Here is a 16,675-nt window from a genome sequence, read left to right as displayed (position 1 = left end):
CCAGCAGGAGTCTGGTTCTGTATCAGGAATAATCGGGCGTGGTTAAACCACGCCCGCAACTCACATCACGATTACTTGCCGGTAAACTGGCTCAGGTTGTCTTTATCGACGCCCACATACGGTACGCGAACAATCTTGTTGTCAATTTTCCAGTTGGTGCCCGCCGCGGCTTCTTTACCTTCCGCGAGGTTTTTCGCCAGATCGAAGGTCGCTTTCGCCTGGTTGTTGGCATCGTTCAGCACGGTACCGGCCATCGCACCGGATTTCACCAGCGCCAGCGCTTCTGGCAGGGCATCGACGCCAAACACCGGAATGCTGCTCTTGTTGTGCGCTTTCAGCGCTTCAACCGCACCCATCGCCATGGCATCGTTGTTCGCGATCACTACTTCAATCTTGTTCGCATTCGGGCCGGAGAGCCAGGCGTCCATTTTGTCTTTCGCCTGCGCGGTATCCCACATGGCGGTATCCAGTTGCAGCTGCTGGGTCTTCAGACCTTTATCATTCAGCTCTTTGATAACGTAGGTGGTACGCGCTTCCGCATCCGGATGGCCCGGCTCGCCTTTCAGCAGGACGAACTGGATCTGGCCGTCTTTATTCAGATCCCAGTTCGGGTTGGCTTTCCAGTGCTTGGCGATCAGATCGCCCTGAATAATCCCCGACTCTTTCGAATCGGTACCGACGTAATAAGCCTTGTCATAACTATCCAGCGCTTTGCGGGAAGGCTCTTTGTTGAAGAACACCACAGGAATATTCTGCCCGCGCGCTTTTTCAATCACCGTTCCCGCTGCCGCCGGGTCAACCAGGTTAATCGCCAGCGCCTTCACGCCTTTCGCCAACAGCACGTCAATTTGATCGTTTTGTTTCGACTGGTCGTTCTGCGAGTCATTCATCAGCAGCTGGACGTCAGGCGCGGATTTGCCATCTTTTTCAATTGCCTTACGCACCACCGACATAAAGTTGTCGTCATATTTATAAATCGTCACGCCGATACGGGTATCTGCTGCGTGTGCGGCGGCGCCAAATAACAGACCAGCCATTACAGCAGACAGGGTAAACACCTTCTTATTCATGGAATCTCCGGTTTTATTATGCAGGGTCATTATTGTGAAAAAGTGCGGGCGGGGTTTGTTGCATTAGTGTTACCGCACAACGCATTTCACGACGAAAATTCGGTCTTCCGTGTCGGGTAACGCTCCAGAAAGATACGGCTCTAAAACTCGTTTAACACCTTGTTCCTACTTAAAAAAGTGAGGATAGCTCATCACCTCGTGGTTCAGACTGGTAAACGCTGCCATCATAATCAGGCGAATGTTAATATACTGTGAATTTACTCACAAATTGAAAGCGGTTACATCCCATCACCGCTTCAGTTAGTGATCGGCCCCACAGTTTGCCGCTGGGCAACGGAATGACGGCGCACCAGCGTCGGCATAAAGCAGTGCGTTGCCTCGCGATCCAGCTTGCCGGCCGCCCCCAGCAGCGCCAGCTCGGTGGCCAGCTTTGCCATCGACATTACCGGATAGCGCACGGTAGTGAGTTGAGGATCGGTGTAACGGGAAATAGGAATATCATCAAAGCCAATCAGCGACAGATGCTGCGGCACGACAATGCCGTTGTCCTTCAGGGTCGTCAGCGCGCCGGCCGCCATGCTGTCGTTATAGGCGAATACCGCGGTGAGACCGAGATTACGCCCCAGCAGTTCGACCATCGCCGCCTCGCCGCCCTGCATATCCGGGGAGCCAGAACCGACCCAGCTGTCCGGGGCGATGATGCCCTGCTCCTGCAGCGCTTTGCTCCACCCTTCCCGGCGCATATCGTCATCTTCAATGCCGTGGTTTGAGGAGAGATAGCCGATGCGCTGGTGACCGTGATTGAGCAGCATGCGGGTGGCCATCAGCGCGCCGCTGACGTTGTCGAGCCCGACGCAGCGATGGGCAAAGCCTGGCACAATGCGGTTGATCAGCACCATTCCCGGGATATGTTGCATAAAGTCGCTCAGTTCATCATCGCTGAGCGCTTTCGAATGGACAATCAGCGCCGAGCAGCGCTGGCGGATCAGCACCTCGATGGCGTGGCGCTCTTTTTCCGCCTCGTGATAGCTGTTGCCGATCAGCACATACTTCTGATGCTGCTGGGCGACGGTATCCACCGCTTTCACCAGCGCGCCGAAGAAGGCGTCGGAGACGTCCATCACCACCACGCCGATGGTATCGCTCACCTGGGTGGCCAGCGCCTGGGCGTTGGCGTTGGGTCGGTAGCCCAGTTGGGTCACCGCTTTCATCACGGCGTCGCGCGTATCCGGACTCACCAGCGCGCTGTTGTTCAGCACCCGCGACACGGTGGCCACGGATACACCCGCCTGGCGGGCGACATCACGAATGGTGATCATACTCAGCGACCTTAAGAGAATTACAGCACGTCACATTCACCTCCTGTGCTCAGCAAGGAGGCTATTCTGGCAGCGACCCGCGGTCCGCTACGTGAGTGAGGTCACACGGCTGGAAACGTTTACATCCGTTTTGTTAATGATTGTGATCGAGATCGTTATCTGGATGTGTCTTTCAATGATGTGCCTGACGCACGCAGGGTTAACTGACGCCACAGCCATTCCACCGGCCCCTGGCGGAAGCGGCGCAGCCACAGCGATGAGACAAGGAGGTTAACGGCCCAGATGGGGGGAACAAAGGCCAGCAACTGCAGACGATCGAAGCGCATAAACAGCCCGAGATGATAAAACAGGGTGGTGCAGATCAGGGTCTGCAACAGGTAGTTGGTCAGCGCCATGCGTCCGACGCAGGCGATAGCGCCCACCAGGCGGAAACGGCACAGCTGCGGCCAGTAGCCCCAGGCCAGCGAGGCATAGCCGATCGCCTGTAAGGGGGCGCTCAGTTCGCGCGGCGCCTGCAGCAAAAACGCGCACCAGCGATAGTCCCAGGCCAGATACCACTGGGCGAATATTGCCGGCAGATTTACCGCCATGCCGGCAACCACCAGCAGGGCACCCGTGCGCCGGTAGTGACGCAGACTGAACTGCCCTTTGAGCCAGCCGCTGCGCATTAGCGCCGCGCCCATCAGCATCATCCCCGCCAGCTGCCAACCATACTGGGCGCCCAGCGCCAGCAGATTGTCCGATAGCATATCCGCCCGGTTGCTGACCGCCTCCATGCCGCCGTGCAGCTTCCAGTACTGCTCATACTGCAGGTTCGCCGCATCCGGCACCCAGGAGCGATTCGCCGCCGTCCCGGAGATGACTCCCAGCAGGACCAGCACCGCAATGCCGATGAGGTAGAGCACCACCCCGGTATTGAACAGCGATTTGACATGGTGCGCCTCACGCACCATGCGCCAGCTCACCAGCCCCACCAGGGCGTAGGCCAGCAGAATGTCGCCATCCCAGAAAAAAAGACCGTGAATGAAACCGAGCAGCGCCAGCAGCGTCAGCCGCGACTGGATCCAGCGCTTCCCTCGCGGGAGCAATAGCTGCAGACCGGCGCCAAACAGCAACGCGAACAGGGTGAGAAACTTCACCTGCGCCAGCAGGTCGAGGAGTGCCCACGTCCAGGCATCGCTGAGGGTCGCGCTTCCTGACCAGGCGGGATTGAGGTAAGCGGCCTTCGGCAAGCCGAAGGCGCTGATATTGAGAAGCAGGATACCGAGGATGGCGACGCCGCGGACAAAGTCCAGCGTGACATTTCTCTCCATGTACCCTGCTCCGTTTTAGTTGTGGTGACGTACTGCGCGCAGGAATTCCTGGCGGGTATTCTGGCTGGATTTAAACAGGCCGCCGAGAGAGGTGGTGGTGGTGGCGCTGGTCGCATCGCGAATGCCGCGCGCCTTCACGCAGTAATGCACCGCGTCAATGGATACCGCCACGTTGCTGGTGCCGAGCAGCGTCTGCAGCGCGATCAGGATCTGCTGGGTCAGACGCTCCTGGACCTGCGGACGCTGGGCGAAAAACTGCACGATGCGGTTGATTTTCGACAGGCCGATCACCGCATCTTTCGGGATATAGGCTACTGTCGCTTTACCATCGATGGTGACGAAATGGTGTTCGCAGGTGCTGGTCAGGGTGATATCGCGCACGGTAACCATTTCATCAACCTTCATTTTGTTTTCAATGACGGTGATTTTCGGGAAGCGGGAGTAATCCAGCCCGGAGAAGATCTCATCGACATACATTTTGGCGATGCGATGCGGGGTCTCCATCAGACTGTCATCACTCAGATCCAGATTCAGCAGTTGCATAATCTCGGTCATATGACCGGTAATCAAACGCTTGCGTGTTTCGTTATCAATTTCTTGTACTGGCGCACGCATCGGCGTCTCCAGCCCACGAGCGACCAGCGCTTCATGAACGAGGACGGCTTCTTTACTCAGTGATGACATTTGGGTTTCTCCTGCAGGTGTGGCGCTCTTTGCTTTTTCTGGGGGCAAAGTTTGTATTCATTGTGCGTGAGGTGGCGCACAGAATCCAGTAGCCGTAACGATAATTATTGAAATTGGCGCTGCCTTTTATTAGGGCCTGAAGCCGCGCCTCAGGCGCGGCGCCAAATCCTTATCGCCGAATCCGGAATGATCTAACCGCTGTACGCATCCATAAGCGCCATCGCTACACCGGCATGTTGGCTATAAGTTGCATTAATGATGCAGTAAGTTCTCAAAAGGAGAAAGTGAAAGTTACTCACCGGCTAATGAAATATCTGTATTATGAACGTTTACGCGCCCCCCCCCCCTTTCGAGGAGCCTTGCATGGAACTGCTTGAAGAGCATCGCTGTTTTGACGGTCGGCAACAACGCTGGCGTCATCACTCCCCTGTCCTGAACTGCGCCATGACGTTCAGCATTTTTTTACCGCCTGAGCGCGAAACGCCGCCGCCGGTACTGTACTGGCTGTCCGGGCTAACCTGTAACGACGAAAACTTTACCACCAAGGCGGGCGCCCAGCGCATTGCCGCTGAGCTGGGCATCGCGCTGGTGATGCCGGATACCAGCCCGCGCGGTGATGAGGTCGCCAACGATGATGGATACGATCTGGGGCAAGGAGCCAGCTTCTACCTGAATGCCACCGAGGCGCCGTGGGCGGCGCACTATCGGATGTATGATTATCTGCGCGATGAACTGCCCGCGCTGATCCGTAGCGAGTTTAGCGTCGGCGAACGCTGCGCCATCAGCGGCCATTCGATGGGCGGTCACGGCGCGCTGGTAATGGCGCTCAAAAATCCGGGCCGCTACGCCAGCGTCTCCGCCTTCGCGCCGATCGTCAATCCCGGCCAGGTGCCGTGGGGCAAGAAAGCGTTTACCGCCTATCTGGGCGCGGATGAATCGACATGGCAGTCGTGGGACAGCTGCGTGCTGATGCAGGCCAGCCAGCCGGCTGACGCCGTGCCGACGCTGATCGACCAGGGCGATAACGATCCGTTCCTCGCCGGGCAATTACAGCCGGCCGTACTGGCGGAAACCGCCCGCCAGAAGGCCTGGCCGTTAACGCTGCGTATCCAGCCTGGCTACGACCACAGCTATTACTTCATTGCCTCGTTTATTGAAGACCATCTGTGCTTCCATGCGCAGCATCTCTTTGCCTAAACGCCACTGCGCCGCGAAGCAGCTTCGCGGCGCATGCTCAGGCCCGCAGGCCACGTTTTAGTGCCGACGATCAGAAGCGATAATCCACCGCCATAAAGTAGCGACGGCCCTCTTCGGTATAGCTGTAGTCGTCCCGGCTCAGATCTTTATCACCCACGTTCTGCACCCCGGAGCGCAGTTTCACGTTTTTGGTCACCTGCCATGCCGCGCCAACATCAAACAGGGTGTAGCCGCCCGGCGTTTTGCCGGTGGCGCTTACCGCGCGTTGCTGGCCGGTATAGTTGGCCGTCACGTAGAAGGACCAGTCGTCCAGCGGTTTCCAGTCAAGCGTGCCGTTGGCGGTATGGAACGGCAGCGTCTGCAGCGGTTTGTCGCCGCCATTGCTCAGATCGCGGCCATCGTTATAGGTGTAGTTCATCGTCAGCTTCCACTCATCGCCAAACGGGATCTTCACCTCCGTCTCCACCCCTTTGATGCGGGCTTTGTTGACGTTGAAATAGCGGAAGATCGGCACGCGCTTGCCGTTGACGGTTTTCCAGCCGACAAAGTTCGGGTAGCCCGGCGCTTCGCTGGCGCTGGAGGTGCGCAGAACATCGATCATATCGTCGACATTATTCTGGAAGGTGGTGATGCTGCCTTCAACATCCTGCAGCCAGCCCTCTTCCCCACGGTAGTAGAGACCGAGCTCGAAACTTTCACTGGTTTCCGGTTTCAGGTCCGGGTTACCGATGATGCTGCACGACCCGCGGCAGGAGTTGGTGGTCCAGTCGGGGTTAAGCTGCAGCAGCGACGGGGCTTTAAACGCCGTCGCCCAGCCGCCTTTGACGGTGACGGTATCGGTGGCGTTATACACCAGATAGGCGCGTGGGCTCCAGTGATCGCCATAGGTCTGATGGTCGTCCATACGAATGCCGGTGGTCAGCGCCAGCGGCTCGATGATGCGCCATTCGTCTTCGATAAACAGGGCGTACTGACTGGCGGAGGTCGACTGGCCGCCACTGCTCAGGTTGACCGGATCTTTGAGTTTATCGTGGCGCCATTCGCCGCCGAAGGTCACCAGCTGGTTAATTATGTCCAGCGGCAGGACATACTTGCCGTCGATGGCATTGCTTTCCGAGGTGATGGTCCCGTTCTGCCCCGGATTTTTGTTATCCACCTTTTCGCCGTAGAACTTGAGCTCGCTGTTACCCATATCCCAGCGGCCATTATGGCTCAGGGAGTAGTTCTCACGCTCAAGGCGGTTGCGGTCAAGGGAATCGGAATCACGATCCTGACGGTCAAAGCCATAGCCCGCCGTAAAATCATGGTTTTCGCCCGGCGTCCAGGCGAATTCAACATTGCCATCGCGGCTGGTGAAGCCCTCGATGCGCGGCGTCTCGCCGGTGGCGCTGCTGGAAGACTGCGGATCGTCCTTGGCGCGTTTTGCCAGGCTGCCGTAGGCCTTCATCCCGAGCACGCCGTCGATCAGCGGACCGCTGGTGAAGAACTGGCCGTTCCAGGTATCACCGCGGTCGCGGTGTTCCTGAATGGTGGTATCGGCGCTCAGCGTCCCGGTCCATTTCTGGCCGATTTTTTTGGTAATGATGTTGACCACGCCGCCGAGCGCATCGGAGCCGTAAAGGGAGGACATCGGGCCGCGCACCACCTCGATACGTTCGATGGCATCCACCGGGATCCAGTTCAGGTCGAAGTCATTGTGGCGGAAGACGGCGTTGCGGGAGTTGACGCGTTTCCCGTCGACGAGGATCAGGGTATAGCTGCTGCTCAGACCGCGAATGCTGACGCCCTTGCGGTTATCCCCTTCGTTAGTGAGCTGGACCCCAGGGACATCGCGCAGTACGTCTTTCAGGTTCTGGACGGGCTTACGTTGTAAATCCTGCTGGGTGATGACGCTGATGCTCGCCGGCGCGTCTTTGACGCTCTGTTCAGTGGCCGAGGCGGTCACCACCAGCGTTTCTTCATTTACATCGGCGAGAGCCGGAAACGCCAATGATACGACGGACGCAGACAATCCCGCCCGGATAAAAGGGTTTAACCTGAACATTCCAAATCTCCATGAGGTGTACAACCAAACAAACAAAAAGGTGCTGCTCACACGCGCTGGCGGCCTGTCGCTCTGTCGGCGACATGCTCGCGCTGTTTTCTCGTCGATGTGGCTGGTCGCCCGATGTCAGTCTGACCCAATGGCAGAGACGGGGAGTGGCTTCATCCGTAATGGGCGAAAATGATAAAGATAATGATTACGATTATCAATATAATTATGAAGAATTGTGTCAAGCTGTAACCGTGCGGACATAAAAAAAGCCCTCTTTTCAGAGGGCTTTTATCGCACAATTGCGAAGATTAACGCTTAAAGCGGTCCGGGAAGGTCATTTCGCTGTAGCGAACAAAGCGGGTGCCTTTCGCCAGCTTGTAACCAAACCAGATGACGAGGAACAGCGGAATACCGATGTAGGTCGCCGCCACGCCGCCCCAGTCAATGGTGTCCTTGAGGAACGCTTCGTAGTTCTGTCCGAGGGTGATGCTCAGGCACAGCACGAAGGCGAAGATCGGCCCCAGCGGGAAGAACCCGGAACGATACGGCAGATTATTAATATCGTTACCCTGCATGACGTAGCCGCGACGGAAACGATAGTGGCTGATCGCAATCCCCAGCCAGGCGATAAAGCCGGTCATCCCGGAGGTGTTCAGCAGCCACAGGTACACCGTCTGGTTGCCGAACATGGACGTCAGGAAGCACAGCGCCGCGATAACAGTGGTCGCGTACAGCGCGTTGCGCGGCACGCCGCCACGCGACAGCTTCGAGAAAATACGCGGCGCTTTGCCGTCGCAGGCCAGGGTGTACAGCATACGCGTGGAAGCGTACATCCCGGAGTTACCGGCCGACAGAACGGCAGTCAGGATAACCGCGTTCATGATCGCCGCCGCCGACAGCAGACCAGCATGCTGGAAGACCAGCGTGAACGGGCTGACGGAGATATCCTTCACGTCGTTGCGCAGCAGGCTCGGGTCGGTGTACGGAATGATCAGGCTGATAATCAGAATGGCGAAAACGTAGAACAGCAGGATACGCCAGAAGACCTGGCGCACCGCGCGCGGGATGTTCTTCTCCGGATCCTCAGACTCACCGGCCGCGATGCCGATAAGCTCAGTGCCCTGGAAGGAGAAGCCGACAATCATCGCCACGCCGATCATCGCCGAGAAACCACCGGCGAATGGCGCATCCGCGATCCCCCAGTTGCTCCAGCCAGTGGGCTGCGACCCTTTGAAGATGCCGACAATCATCATCACGCCGACAATAATAAAGATAATGACGGTGGCGACTTTGATCAGCGAGAACCAGTATTCCGCCTCGCCAAAGCCGCGCACCGAGATCCAGTTCAGCAGGAACATAATGCCAAGGAACAAGGCGCTCCAGATCCAGCCCGGGGTATCAGGGAACCAGTAGCTCATCACCAGTTGCGAAGCCACGAGGTCAACGGCGATCGTCACCGCCCAGTTGTACCAGTAGTTCCAGCCCAGCGCGAAGCCGAAGCCTTCTTCAACATAATTCTGGCCGTAGGTGGCGAAGGAACCGGACACCGGCATAAACGCCGCCAGCTCGCCCAGGCTGGTCATCAGGAAATAGACCATCAAACCGATCAGAATATAAGACAGCAGCGCCCCGCCGGGACCTGCTTGCGAAATGGTTGCGCCAGAGGCAACAAAAAGACCCGTACCGATGGAACCGCCAATGGCGATCATGGTCAAGTGGCGCGCCTTCAGTTCACGACGTAGCGTGGGCGCTTCTGTGGTTTTAGTTTCCGAAACCATGTGATAATGCTATCCATCCAAAAAATGAGGCGCGATTGTAGCAGACGATCGGGGTTCCATCCGGTACAAATGCAAAGTTATAAGAGAGCTTCATGATCGCCCGCAAATTATTAGTAAAGCACTAACCTGCGGAATTGCCAGCGAATTCCCCCCGTTATGAGGCGTAAAAACCGGGTGCTACACCTGGCAATATTGCAGAAAACGTTGTAATGCTTTGGAAATATGCTTCTGCCGATGATGGATCCGCCACAGCGTGCGCGTCAGCCGGGGCAATGGCACTTTCAGCTCCGCCAGCGTGCCCGAGGCCAGCTGTTCGGCAATCACCCGGCGCGATAAACAGCTGATGCCCAGGCCATGCCGGACGGCGTGCTTGATCGCCTCCGAATTGCCCAGCTCCATGCCCATATGAAACGCCGGCAGATGCGACAGCAGTACATAATCGACAATCTCCCGGGTACCGGACCCATGCTCGCGCAGGATCCACGGCGCCTCAGCCAGTTGCTGCAGGGTCACCTCCCCCGCCAGCAGCGGCGAATCAGGCGCAGCAAACACCACCAGCTCATCTTCCAGCCACGGCTCGGCAATGATGTCGGCGGCATGGCACGGCCCCTCAATCAGACCGAAATCCACCCGCAGGTCGGCGACGGCGTTGATCACATCCAGGCTGTTGCCGACGCTCAATTCCACCGGCAGTTCCGGGAAGTCATGGCGATAACGGGCGATGATCTCCGGCATAATATAGTTGCCGATGGTGCTGCTGGCGTAGACCCGGATCGCCCCGTTATCGCCGCGAAACAGCTGTTCGATCTCCAGCGCCCGCTCCAGCAGCGCCAGCGCACGCGGGTACAGCAGCCGTCCGTGCTCATTCACCACCAGTCGTTTACCGACGCGGTCAAACAGCTGCACGCCGAGCTGCCCTTCCAGATCGGTCAGCGCGGCGCTGACCGCAGATTGCGAAAGCGCCAGCATCTGTGACGCCTGAGTGGTTGACCCACTCTTATGGACTTCGGCAAACACTTCCAACTGCCGCAGCGTAATATGCATAACCCACCCGTTTAGTAATCCAACCTGAATAACCTTCCTTACTATGGTGACACAAATCGAGGCGGCTGAAGGAAGGAAAATCCGCTTATGTCACAAAATCATCGTCTTGCCGGGAAACCACCCCGCTTTCGCCGCATCGCTCCCCTGCCCCCTTGTCAGCGACGATGCGGTCCTTAACCACTTATTACGATTGATTATAAACATATAATCAATTTTATATTTAACCGCGCGCGGCGTAACCTTTAGGCAGACAAAGGAGAAGGTTATGACAGCACTCACTTTACCCACCAAACATCGTTCCCTGTGGCATTTTGTCCCAGGCCTGGCGCTGACCGCCGCGCTGACCGGCGCCGCCCTGTGGGCCGGGAGTTTCCCGGCCATCGCCGGCGCAGGCTTTAGCGCCCTGACCCTCGCTATCCTGTTCGGGATGGTCGTCGGCAACACGGTCTACCCGAAAATCTGGCAGCCCTGCGACGGCGGGGTGATCTTCGCCAAGCAGCACCTGCTGCGCCTGGGGATCATCCTCTACGGCTTCCGCCTGACGTTCGCCCAGATTGCCGACGTCGGCGTGAGCGGTATTTTGATTGACGTTCTGACGCTCTCCAGTACCTTTTTCATCGCCTGCTTCCTTGGCCAGAAAGTGTTTGGTCTCGACAAACACACCAGTTGGCTGATCGGCGCCGGCAGCAGCATCTGCGGCGCGGCGGCTGTGCTCGCCACCGAACCGGTGGTCAAAGCCGAAGCCAGTAAAGTGACGGTCGCCGTCGCCACGGTGGTTATCTTCGGTACCATCGCCATCTTCCTCTACCCGGCGATGTACCCGCTGCTGGCGCACTGGTTTACTCCGGAGACCTACGGGATCTATATGGGTTCCACCATGCATGAAGTGGCGCAGGTGGTTGCCGCCGGCCATGCGGTCAGCCCGGACGCCGAGAACGCGGCGGTTATCGCCAAAATGCTGCGCGTCATGATGCTGGCTCCGTTCCTGCTGTTCCTGGCGGCGCGTGTTAAACAGCTGACCCCGGCAGGCAACGGCGAGAAAAGCAAAATCACCATTCCATGGTTCGCGATTATGTTCATCCTGGTGGCGGTGTTTAACTCCTTCCATCTGCTGCCGAAAGCCGTGGTGGATATGCTGGTGACGCTGGATACCGTTCTGCTGGCGATGGCAATGGCCGCCCTCGGGGTTACCACTCACGTCAGCGCGCTGAAAAAAGCCGGGGCGAAACCGCTGCTGATGGCGCTGATGCTGTTCGTCTGGTTGATTGTCGGCGGCGGGGCTATTAACGTCGCTATCCACAGCCTGATGGCATAAAGCACTACATCTTTCTCCAGTTAAGCCGCTATCATTACCCACCCCCCAGCGGCTTTAACTGGAGTTTTTTTATGAAATACGTAGGAGCGCACGTGAGCGCCTCAGGTGGACTGGCCAATGCCGCCATTCGCGCCGCCGAAATCGAAGCAACCGCCTTCGCCCTCTTCACCAAAAACCAGCGCCAGTGGCGCGCCGCGCCGCTCAGCGACGAAACCATCGCCGAATTCAAAGCCGCCTGCGAAAAGTATCACTTTGGCCCCGGGCAGATCCTGCCGCACGACAGCTACCTGATTAACCTCGGCCATCCGGTGGAAGAGGCGCTGGAAAAATCCCGTGATGCCTTCATTGATGAGATGACCCGCTGCCAGCAGCTGGGGCTGACGCTGCTCAACTTCCACCCCGGCAGTCATCTGCAGCAGATCCCGGAGGAGGCGTGCCTGGCGCGCATCGCCGAATCGATCAATATCGCGCTGGCGAAGACCGAAGGCGTCACCGCGGTGATCGAAAACACCGCCGGCCAGGGCAGCAACCTTGGCTTTAAGTTCGAGCACCTCGCGGCGATTATCGACGGCGTGGAAGATAAATCCCGCGTCGGCGTCTGCATCGATACCTGCCACGCGTTCGCTGCCGGCTATGACCTGCGCAGCGCCGAAGCCTGCGAGAAGACCTTTGCCGACTTCGAGCGTATCGTCGGCTTCCAGTATCTGCGCGGCATGCACCTGAATGATGCCAAGAGTACGTTTGGCAGCCGCGTTGACCGTCACCATAGCCTTGGCGAAGGCAACATTGGCCACGACTGCTTCCGCTGGATCATGCAGGACAGCCGCTTCGACGGCATTCCACTGATTCTGGAAACCATCAACCCGGATATCTGGGCGGAAGAGATTGCCTGGCTGCGGGCGCAGCAGATCGCCGAAGTGGCGTAAAACAGAGACAAAAAAAGGGCCGAACAATCGGCCCTTTTTTATTACGGTAAGATTATGCCGCTTTTTCGACGTCCACTACCTGCGCTTCCGGGCGTTTCAGCACCGCGTAGGAGAGGCCCGCCACCAGCGTCCCGGCAACAATCGCCAGCAGGTAGCCCAGCACCGGCGTAATCGCTCCCGGGATCAGCAGGACAAACAGACCGCCGTGCGGCGCCATCAGTTTCGCGCCAATCGCCATCGAGATAGCGCCGGTTACCGCGCCGCCGACGATGCAGCAAGGCAGCACGCGCATCGGGTCACGGGCGGCAAAAGGAATCGCCCCTTCAGAGATAAAGCACAGGCCGAGAACCAGCGCGGCTTTCCCCCCTTCACGCTGCCCTTTGTCGAACTTATTGCGGGCAACCAGCGTCGCGATACCCATCGCCAGCGGAGGCACCATACCGGCCGCCATGATCGCCGCCATCGGCGCGTAGGTCTGGGTACTCAGCAGGCCCACGCCAAAGGCATAAGCCGCTTTATTCACTGGCCCGCCCATGTCGGTACACATCATCGCGCCGAGGATTGCGCCCAGCAGAACCGCGTTCGCGGTGCCCATGGTTTGCAGCCAGTGGGTCAGCCAGGCGAGAATACCGGCTACCGGTTTACCGATCAGGTAGATCATCGCCAGACCCACGATCAGGCTGGAGACCAGCGGAATGATCAGGATTGGCTTCAACGCTTCCATACTCTGCGGCAGTTTCAGCTTCGTGCTGATGGCTTTCGCCACGTAACCGGCAAGGAAACCAGCAATGATCCCGCCAATAAAGCCGGAGCCGCCGCTGACCGCCAGCATACCGCCGATAAGACCCGGGGTCAGGCCCGGACGGTCGGCAATGGAGAAGGCGATAAAGCCTGCCAGCACCGGTACCATCAGCGCGAAGGCCGAGCCGCCGCCGATCTGCATCAGCGCCGCCGCCAGGGTGTCTTTCACTTCAAACGCTTTGATCCCGAAGGCAAAGGAGAGCGCAATACACAGGCCCCCGGCCACCACCATCGGCAGCATGTAGGAGACGCCGGTCAACAGGTGGCGGTAGGCGCCCGCCGACTCTTTTTTCCCTTCGCCAGCAGCCTGAGGTTTACCGGACGGCTGGTACGGTTTGGCTTCGGCCACCGCTTTATCCAGCTCCTGGGCGGTTTTCTTCAGCGCCAGACCGGTGGTGGTGCGATACATTGGCTTACCGGCGAATTTCGCCAGGTCCACCTCGATATCGGCAGCGACGATCACCAGATCCGCCTCGGCCACCTCTTCCGGGGTGATGGCATTGCCAGCCCCAACGGAGCCGCGGGTTTCCACCTTCACCCACCAGCCGCGTTTTTTGGCTTCGGTTTCGATGGCTTCTGCCGCCATAAAGGTATGAGCAACGCCGGTCGGGCAGGCCGTGACCGCGACAATACGTTTCGGTCCGCCGGTAGCCGCCGGGGCTGCCGCAGCGGCAGGGGCCGCGTACGGCGTTGCGTGACCTTTGGCTTCGCTGAGGAACAGCTCCGGGTGCGCCACGGCGCGATTAATATCGCCAAGGTAGACCTGTTTGCCGTTCAGCGCGCTGTCGGTGGGCAGCGCCGCGCCCAGCACAATCACCAGTTCGGCGTCGTTCGGGTTATCAATCAGTTCAAGGTGCGCTTTAGGCGCTGCCGCTCCCAGCAGGGTTTTCGCCATATAGGCGCGCGCCTGTCCGAGTCCGGCATCAATAATCAGCAGCGTTTTCATTATGCCTCTCCTGCTGTCAATTAAAGGGTTGTAAGTCGACGCGCGCCATCATCGCGGCCAACTGGGTACGGTCGGTAATACCCACGTTGCTCTGGCTGACGGCCAGGGCAGCGACGGCAGTCGCCAGGCGCAGGGTATGCTCGCTGGATTCACGCATCAGCAGGCCGTAAATCAGGCCGCCAACCATCGAATCGCCGGCGCCGACGGTGCTGACCACTTCCACTGAAGGCGGTTTGGCAATCCACTCACCGGAGGCGTTCACCCACAGCGCGCCCTCTTCACCCAGGGAAATCACCACGTGGGCGATACCCTGCTCGCGCAGCGCATGGGCGGCTTCGATAACATCTTTCATCTCCGGCAGCTTACGCCCGGCCCAGATCTCCAGCTCGCGACGGTTCGGTTTCACCAGCCATGGCGCCGCTTTCAGTCCGGCAACCAGCGCTTCGCGGCTGCTGTCGAAAATAATGCATGGGCACTGGCTGCGCAGACGGGTCATCCAGTCGGTGAAGGCCTCCGGGCTGACGCCGGACGGCAGGCTGCCGCTGACGCAGACCATATCGAACTGCCCGAGCCAGCTCAGGGAGTCGTTGACGAAGCGTTCCCAGTCGCCCGGGGTGACTTCAAAGCCGGAGAAGTTGAAATCCGTCACTTCGCCATCTTTTTCCGTCAGCTTAACGTTGATACGGGTCCGACCCTGCACCACCTGGAAACGGTTGGCGATCCCCAGCTCGCTGAACAGCTGCTGAAAGCCATCCTGGTTGTCTTTGCCCAGGAAGCCGCCGACGGTGACATCAATGCCGAGATCTTTCAGCACTTTCGCCACGTTGATGCCTTTCCCGGCGGCATGCAGGCCGGTGGTGCGCACCAGGTTCACTTCACCGCGTTCAATCTCCGGGGTGAACCCCACCAGATCGTACGCCGGGTTTAACGTAATCGTTGCTACACGTCTGCTCATTTATGCGCCCTCCCCAAGGCCTGCGGCGATCGCTTCGCCAATCGCATCCAGCGCTTGTTGCGCATCCTCACCCTGCGCGGTGAAACGCAGACGGTGACCTTTTTTCACACCCAGCGCCACGACCTTCATCAGGCTGCGACCGTTGGCCGGCTTGCCGGAACCGTCGAGGTTGGTGACGGTGATGTCGCTGGAGAATTGTTTAATCGTATTGACCAGCATGGTGCCCGGTCGGGCATGCAGGCCGTGCTCATTGCGCACCACGAATTCGGCGCTCAGCACGTCTTCCGCAATGGCATCGTCGCTGGTCAGCAGCGCCAGCACGGTGGCGGCGTCGGCTTTCAGCAAACGGTCAGCTTTCTTGTCCAGCAACAGCTTGCTCAGGCGGTTCAGCACCGCAGTCGGCTGCTCATCGGCCATCGCCACCGTGACCAGCAGAGAAACCGGCTGGTCGTCGCGGGTAAAGGCATTAGCCGCGCGGCTGACCGCCACGGCGCTGCGCAGATTGCCTTCCGCACTGTCGTTCAGCCAGACGCCCTGACCGAGGTTCAGCGGCGTATCGTTGATAGCGTGGCTTACGAATGCCGTGTCAGCGGCACCCACTTCTTTCAGTCGCGCCGCGTTCAGCGCCTGCAGGGTCAGCAGATCGCTGGCCGCCACGTCGAGGCTGAGGGTCTCGTTGTCCAGCTTCAGCGCTTCGCTCTGTTTTTCCCCCATCAGCAGCGCACGCAGCTCTTCCGCGGTGGTGGCGGACTGCAGCTGCGCGGCTACCGCGTCATCGCTTAGCACATGGGTCAGCTGACGCAGCAGGCCAAGGTGTTCATCTGAGCTGGCGGCAATCCCGATCGCCACATAGGCGGTCTGCCCTTCGCCCCAGGTGACGCCCTGCGGGAACTGAAATACCTGGACGCCGGTCTTCAGCACCTGGTCACGGGTGTCCGTCGTGCCGTGCGGGATCGCAATCCCGTTGCCGAGGAAGGTCGAGGTCTGCTGCTCGCGAGCCAGCATACCGTTCACATAGCCATCAGCCACGTTGCCGGCGCTGACCAGCGCGGCGGCGACCTGCCGGATGGCCTCTTCTTTATTACCGGCCTGCTGGCCGGGATGAATATCCTGCACAGATAACTGGAACATGGTTCTCCTCTCCTGCTGAATTGAATCGTTTCAGCTAACTTGAGAAAAAAGGCGCCATCTGACGGGGAACGGATTGTCGAATGACGCTGAAACGTTTCAAGAATTTTGTACCTTTCTTGCTCAACGCGCAAGGTACGTCAGCGACTTGATTGCAGAACTTA

General features: G+C 58.7%; 13 protein-coding genes. 3 read left to right on the top strand and 10 right to left on the bottom strand.

All coding sequences use genetic code 11. From position 1 onward, the window contains the following. Positions 1–71: 71 nt before the first annotated feature. From mglB to folE, 4 genes are all read right to left on the bottom strand, one after another. On the bottom strand, positions 72–1,070 hold the full coding sequence (gene mglB, locus DTA24_RS08885; RefSeq protein ID WP_008804028.1) for a galactose/glucose ABC transporter substrate-binding protein MglB: 999 nt from the start codon (positions 1,068–1,070) through the stop codon (positions 72–74). 296 nt (positions 1,071–1,366) lie between these two features. Beyond that, positions 1,367–2,389, bottom strand: coding sequence for an HTH-type transcriptional regulator GalS (gene galS, locus DTA24_RS08880; protein ID WP_012967553.1), 1,023 nt, complete (start codon positions 2,387–2,389; stop codon positions 1,367–1,369). 155 nt (positions 2,390–2,544) lie between these two features. After that, entirely contained in the window at positions 2,545–3,702 is a 1,158-nt protein-coding gene (gene yeiB, locus DTA24_RS08875; RefSeq protein ID WP_008804026.1) for a DUF418 domain-containing protein YeiB, read from the bottom strand. A 15-nt stretch (positions 3,703–3,717) separates the two neighbouring features. Next, positions 3,718–4,386: a GTP cyclohydrolase I FolE gene (gene folE, locus DTA24_RS08870; protein ID WP_008804025.1), complete on the bottom strand. Its 669-nt coding sequence runs from the start codon at positions 4,384–4,386 to the stop codon at positions 3,718–3,720. Positions 4,387–4,749: 363 nt separating this feature from the next. Here folE and fghA point away from each other — a divergent pair, with 363 nt between their 5' ends. Then, positions 4,750–5,583, top strand: a complete 834-nt coding sequence (fghA, locus tag DTA24_RS08865) for an S-formylglutathione hydrolase (protein WP_123836733.1) — start codon at positions 4,750–4,752, stop codon at positions 5,581–5,583. A 70-nt stretch (positions 5,584–5,653) separates the two neighbouring features. Here the strand turns inward: fghA and cirA are convergent, their stop codons facing one another. From cirA to yieE, 3 genes are all read right to left on the bottom strand, one after another. Next, complete coding sequence (cirA, locus tag DTA24_RS08860; RefSeq protein ID WP_123836732.1) at positions 5,654–7,627, bottom strand: catecholate siderophore receptor CirA; 1,974 nt, start codon at positions 7,625–7,627, stop codon at positions 5,654–5,656. 299 nt (positions 7,628–7,926) lie between these two features. Further along, entirely contained in the window at positions 7,927–9,396 is a 1,470-nt protein-coding gene (locus DTA24_RS08855; protein ID WP_123836731.1) for an amino acid permease, read from the bottom strand. 177 nt (positions 9,397–9,573) lie between these two features. After that, positions 9,574–10,440, bottom strand: coding sequence for a DNA-binding transcriptional regulator YeiE (gene yieE / locus DTA24_RS08850; protein ID WP_008804021.1), 867 nt, complete (start codon positions 10,438–10,440; stop codon positions 9,574–9,576). Positions 10,441–10,705: 265 nt separating this feature from the next. Here yieE and DTA24_RS08840 point away from each other — a divergent pair, with 265 nt between their 5' ends. Continuing rightward, a complete protein-coding gene (locus DTA24_RS08840; protein ID WP_012967550.1) occupies positions 10,706–11,755 on the top strand; it encodes a YeiH family protein in 1,050 nt (349 codons plus the stop codon). A 71-nt stretch (positions 11,756–11,826) separates the two neighbouring features. After that, on the top strand, positions 11,827–12,681 hold the full coding sequence (gene nfo / locus DTA24_RS08835) for a deoxyribonuclease IV (protein WP_012967549.1): 855 nt from the start codon (positions 11,827–11,829) through the stop codon (positions 12,679–12,681). A 52-nt stretch (positions 12,682–12,733) separates the two neighbouring features. On the opposite strand, the gene fruA is transcribed toward nfo, so the two are convergent. The 3 genes from fruA to fruB are packed head-to-tail and all read right to left on the bottom strand — an operon-like array spanning position 12,734 to position 16,514. Further along, complete coding sequence (gene fruA / locus DTA24_RS08830; RefSeq protein WP_008804019.1) at positions 12,734–14,428, bottom strand: PTS fructose transporter subunit IIBC; 1,695 nt, start codon at positions 14,426–14,428, stop codon at positions 12,734–12,736. A gap of 16 nt (positions 14,429–14,444) precedes the next feature. Then, the gene (gene fruK / locus DTA24_RS08825) at positions 14,445–15,383 is read right to left on the bottom strand and encodes a 1-phosphofructokinase (protein WP_004103928.1); all 939 of its coding nucleotides are present in this window, start codon (positions 15,381–15,383) and stop codon (positions 14,445–14,447) included. Continuing rightward, positions 15,384–16,514, bottom strand: a complete 1,131-nt coding sequence (gene fruB / locus DTA24_RS08820; RefSeq protein WP_008804018.1) for a fused PTS fructose transporter subunit IIA/HPr protein — start codon at positions 16,512–16,514, stop codon at positions 15,384–15,386. Positions 16,515–16,675 lie beyond the last annotated feature (161 nt).

Origin of the sequence: Klebsiella sp. P1CD1 (genome assembly GCF_003790505.1) — a bacterium.
Lineage (GTDB): Bacteria > Pseudomonadota > Gammaproteobacteria > Enterobacterales > Enterobacteriaceae > Klebsiella > Klebsiella variicola.
The sequence above is the reverse complement of the archived record's forward strand: the minus strand, read 5'-3'. Positions and strand labels throughout refer to the sequence as shown.

What these genes read in the sequence shown, in the direction of transcription:
- fruK (WP_004103928.1), bottom strand. Translation starts at nt 15,383, where the DNA reads ATGAGCAGACGTGTAGCAACGATTACGTTAAACCCGGCGTACGATCTG.
- cirA (WP_123836732.1), bottom strand. Translation starts at nt 7,627, where the DNA reads ATGTTCAGGTTAAACCCTTTTATCCGGGCGGGATTGTCTGCGTCCGTC.
- mglB (WP_008804028.1), bottom strand. Translation starts at nt 1,070, where the DNA reads ATGAATAAGAAGGTGTTTACCCTGTCTGCTGTAATGGCTGGTCTGTTA.
- DTA24_RS08855 (WP_123836731.1), bottom strand. Translation starts at nt 9,396, where the DNA reads ATGGTTTCGGAAACTAAAACCACAGAAGCGCCCACGCTACGTCGTGAA.
- DTA24_RS08840 (WP_012967550.1), top strand. Translation starts at nt 10,706, where the DNA reads ATGACAGCACTCACTTTACCCACCAAACATCGTTCCCTGTGGCATTTT.
- fruB (WP_008804018.1), bottom strand. Translation starts at nt 16,514, where the DNA reads ATGTTCCAGTTATCTGTGCAGGATATTCATCCCGGCCAGCAGGCCGGT.
- fghA (WP_123836733.1), top strand. Translation starts at nt 4,750, where the DNA reads ATGGAACTGCTTGAAGAGCATCGCTGTTTTGACGGTCGGCAACAACGC.
- galS (WP_012967553.1), bottom strand. Translation starts at nt 2,389, where the DNA reads ATGATCACCATTCGTGATGTCGCCCGCCAGGCGGGTGTATCCGTGGCC.
- nfo (WP_012967549.1), top strand. Translation starts at nt 11,827, where the DNA reads ATGAAATACGTAGGAGCGCACGTGAGCGCCTCAGGTGGACTGGCCAAT.
- folE (WP_008804025.1), bottom strand. Translation starts at nt 4,386, where the DNA reads ATGTCATCACTGAGTAAAGAAGCCGTCCTCGTTCATGAAGCGCTGGTC.
- fruA (WP_008804019.1), bottom strand. Translation starts at nt 14,428, where the DNA reads ATGAAAACGCTGCTGATTATTGATGCCGGACTCGGACAGGCGCGCGCC.
- yeiB (WP_008804026.1), bottom strand. Translation starts at nt 3,702, where the DNA reads ATGGAGAGAAATGTCACGCTGGACTTTGTCCGCGGCGTCGCCATCCTC.
- yieE (WP_008804021.1), bottom strand. Translation starts at nt 10,440, where the DNA reads ATGCATATTACGCTGCGGCAGTTGGAAGTGTTTGCCGAAGTCCATAAG.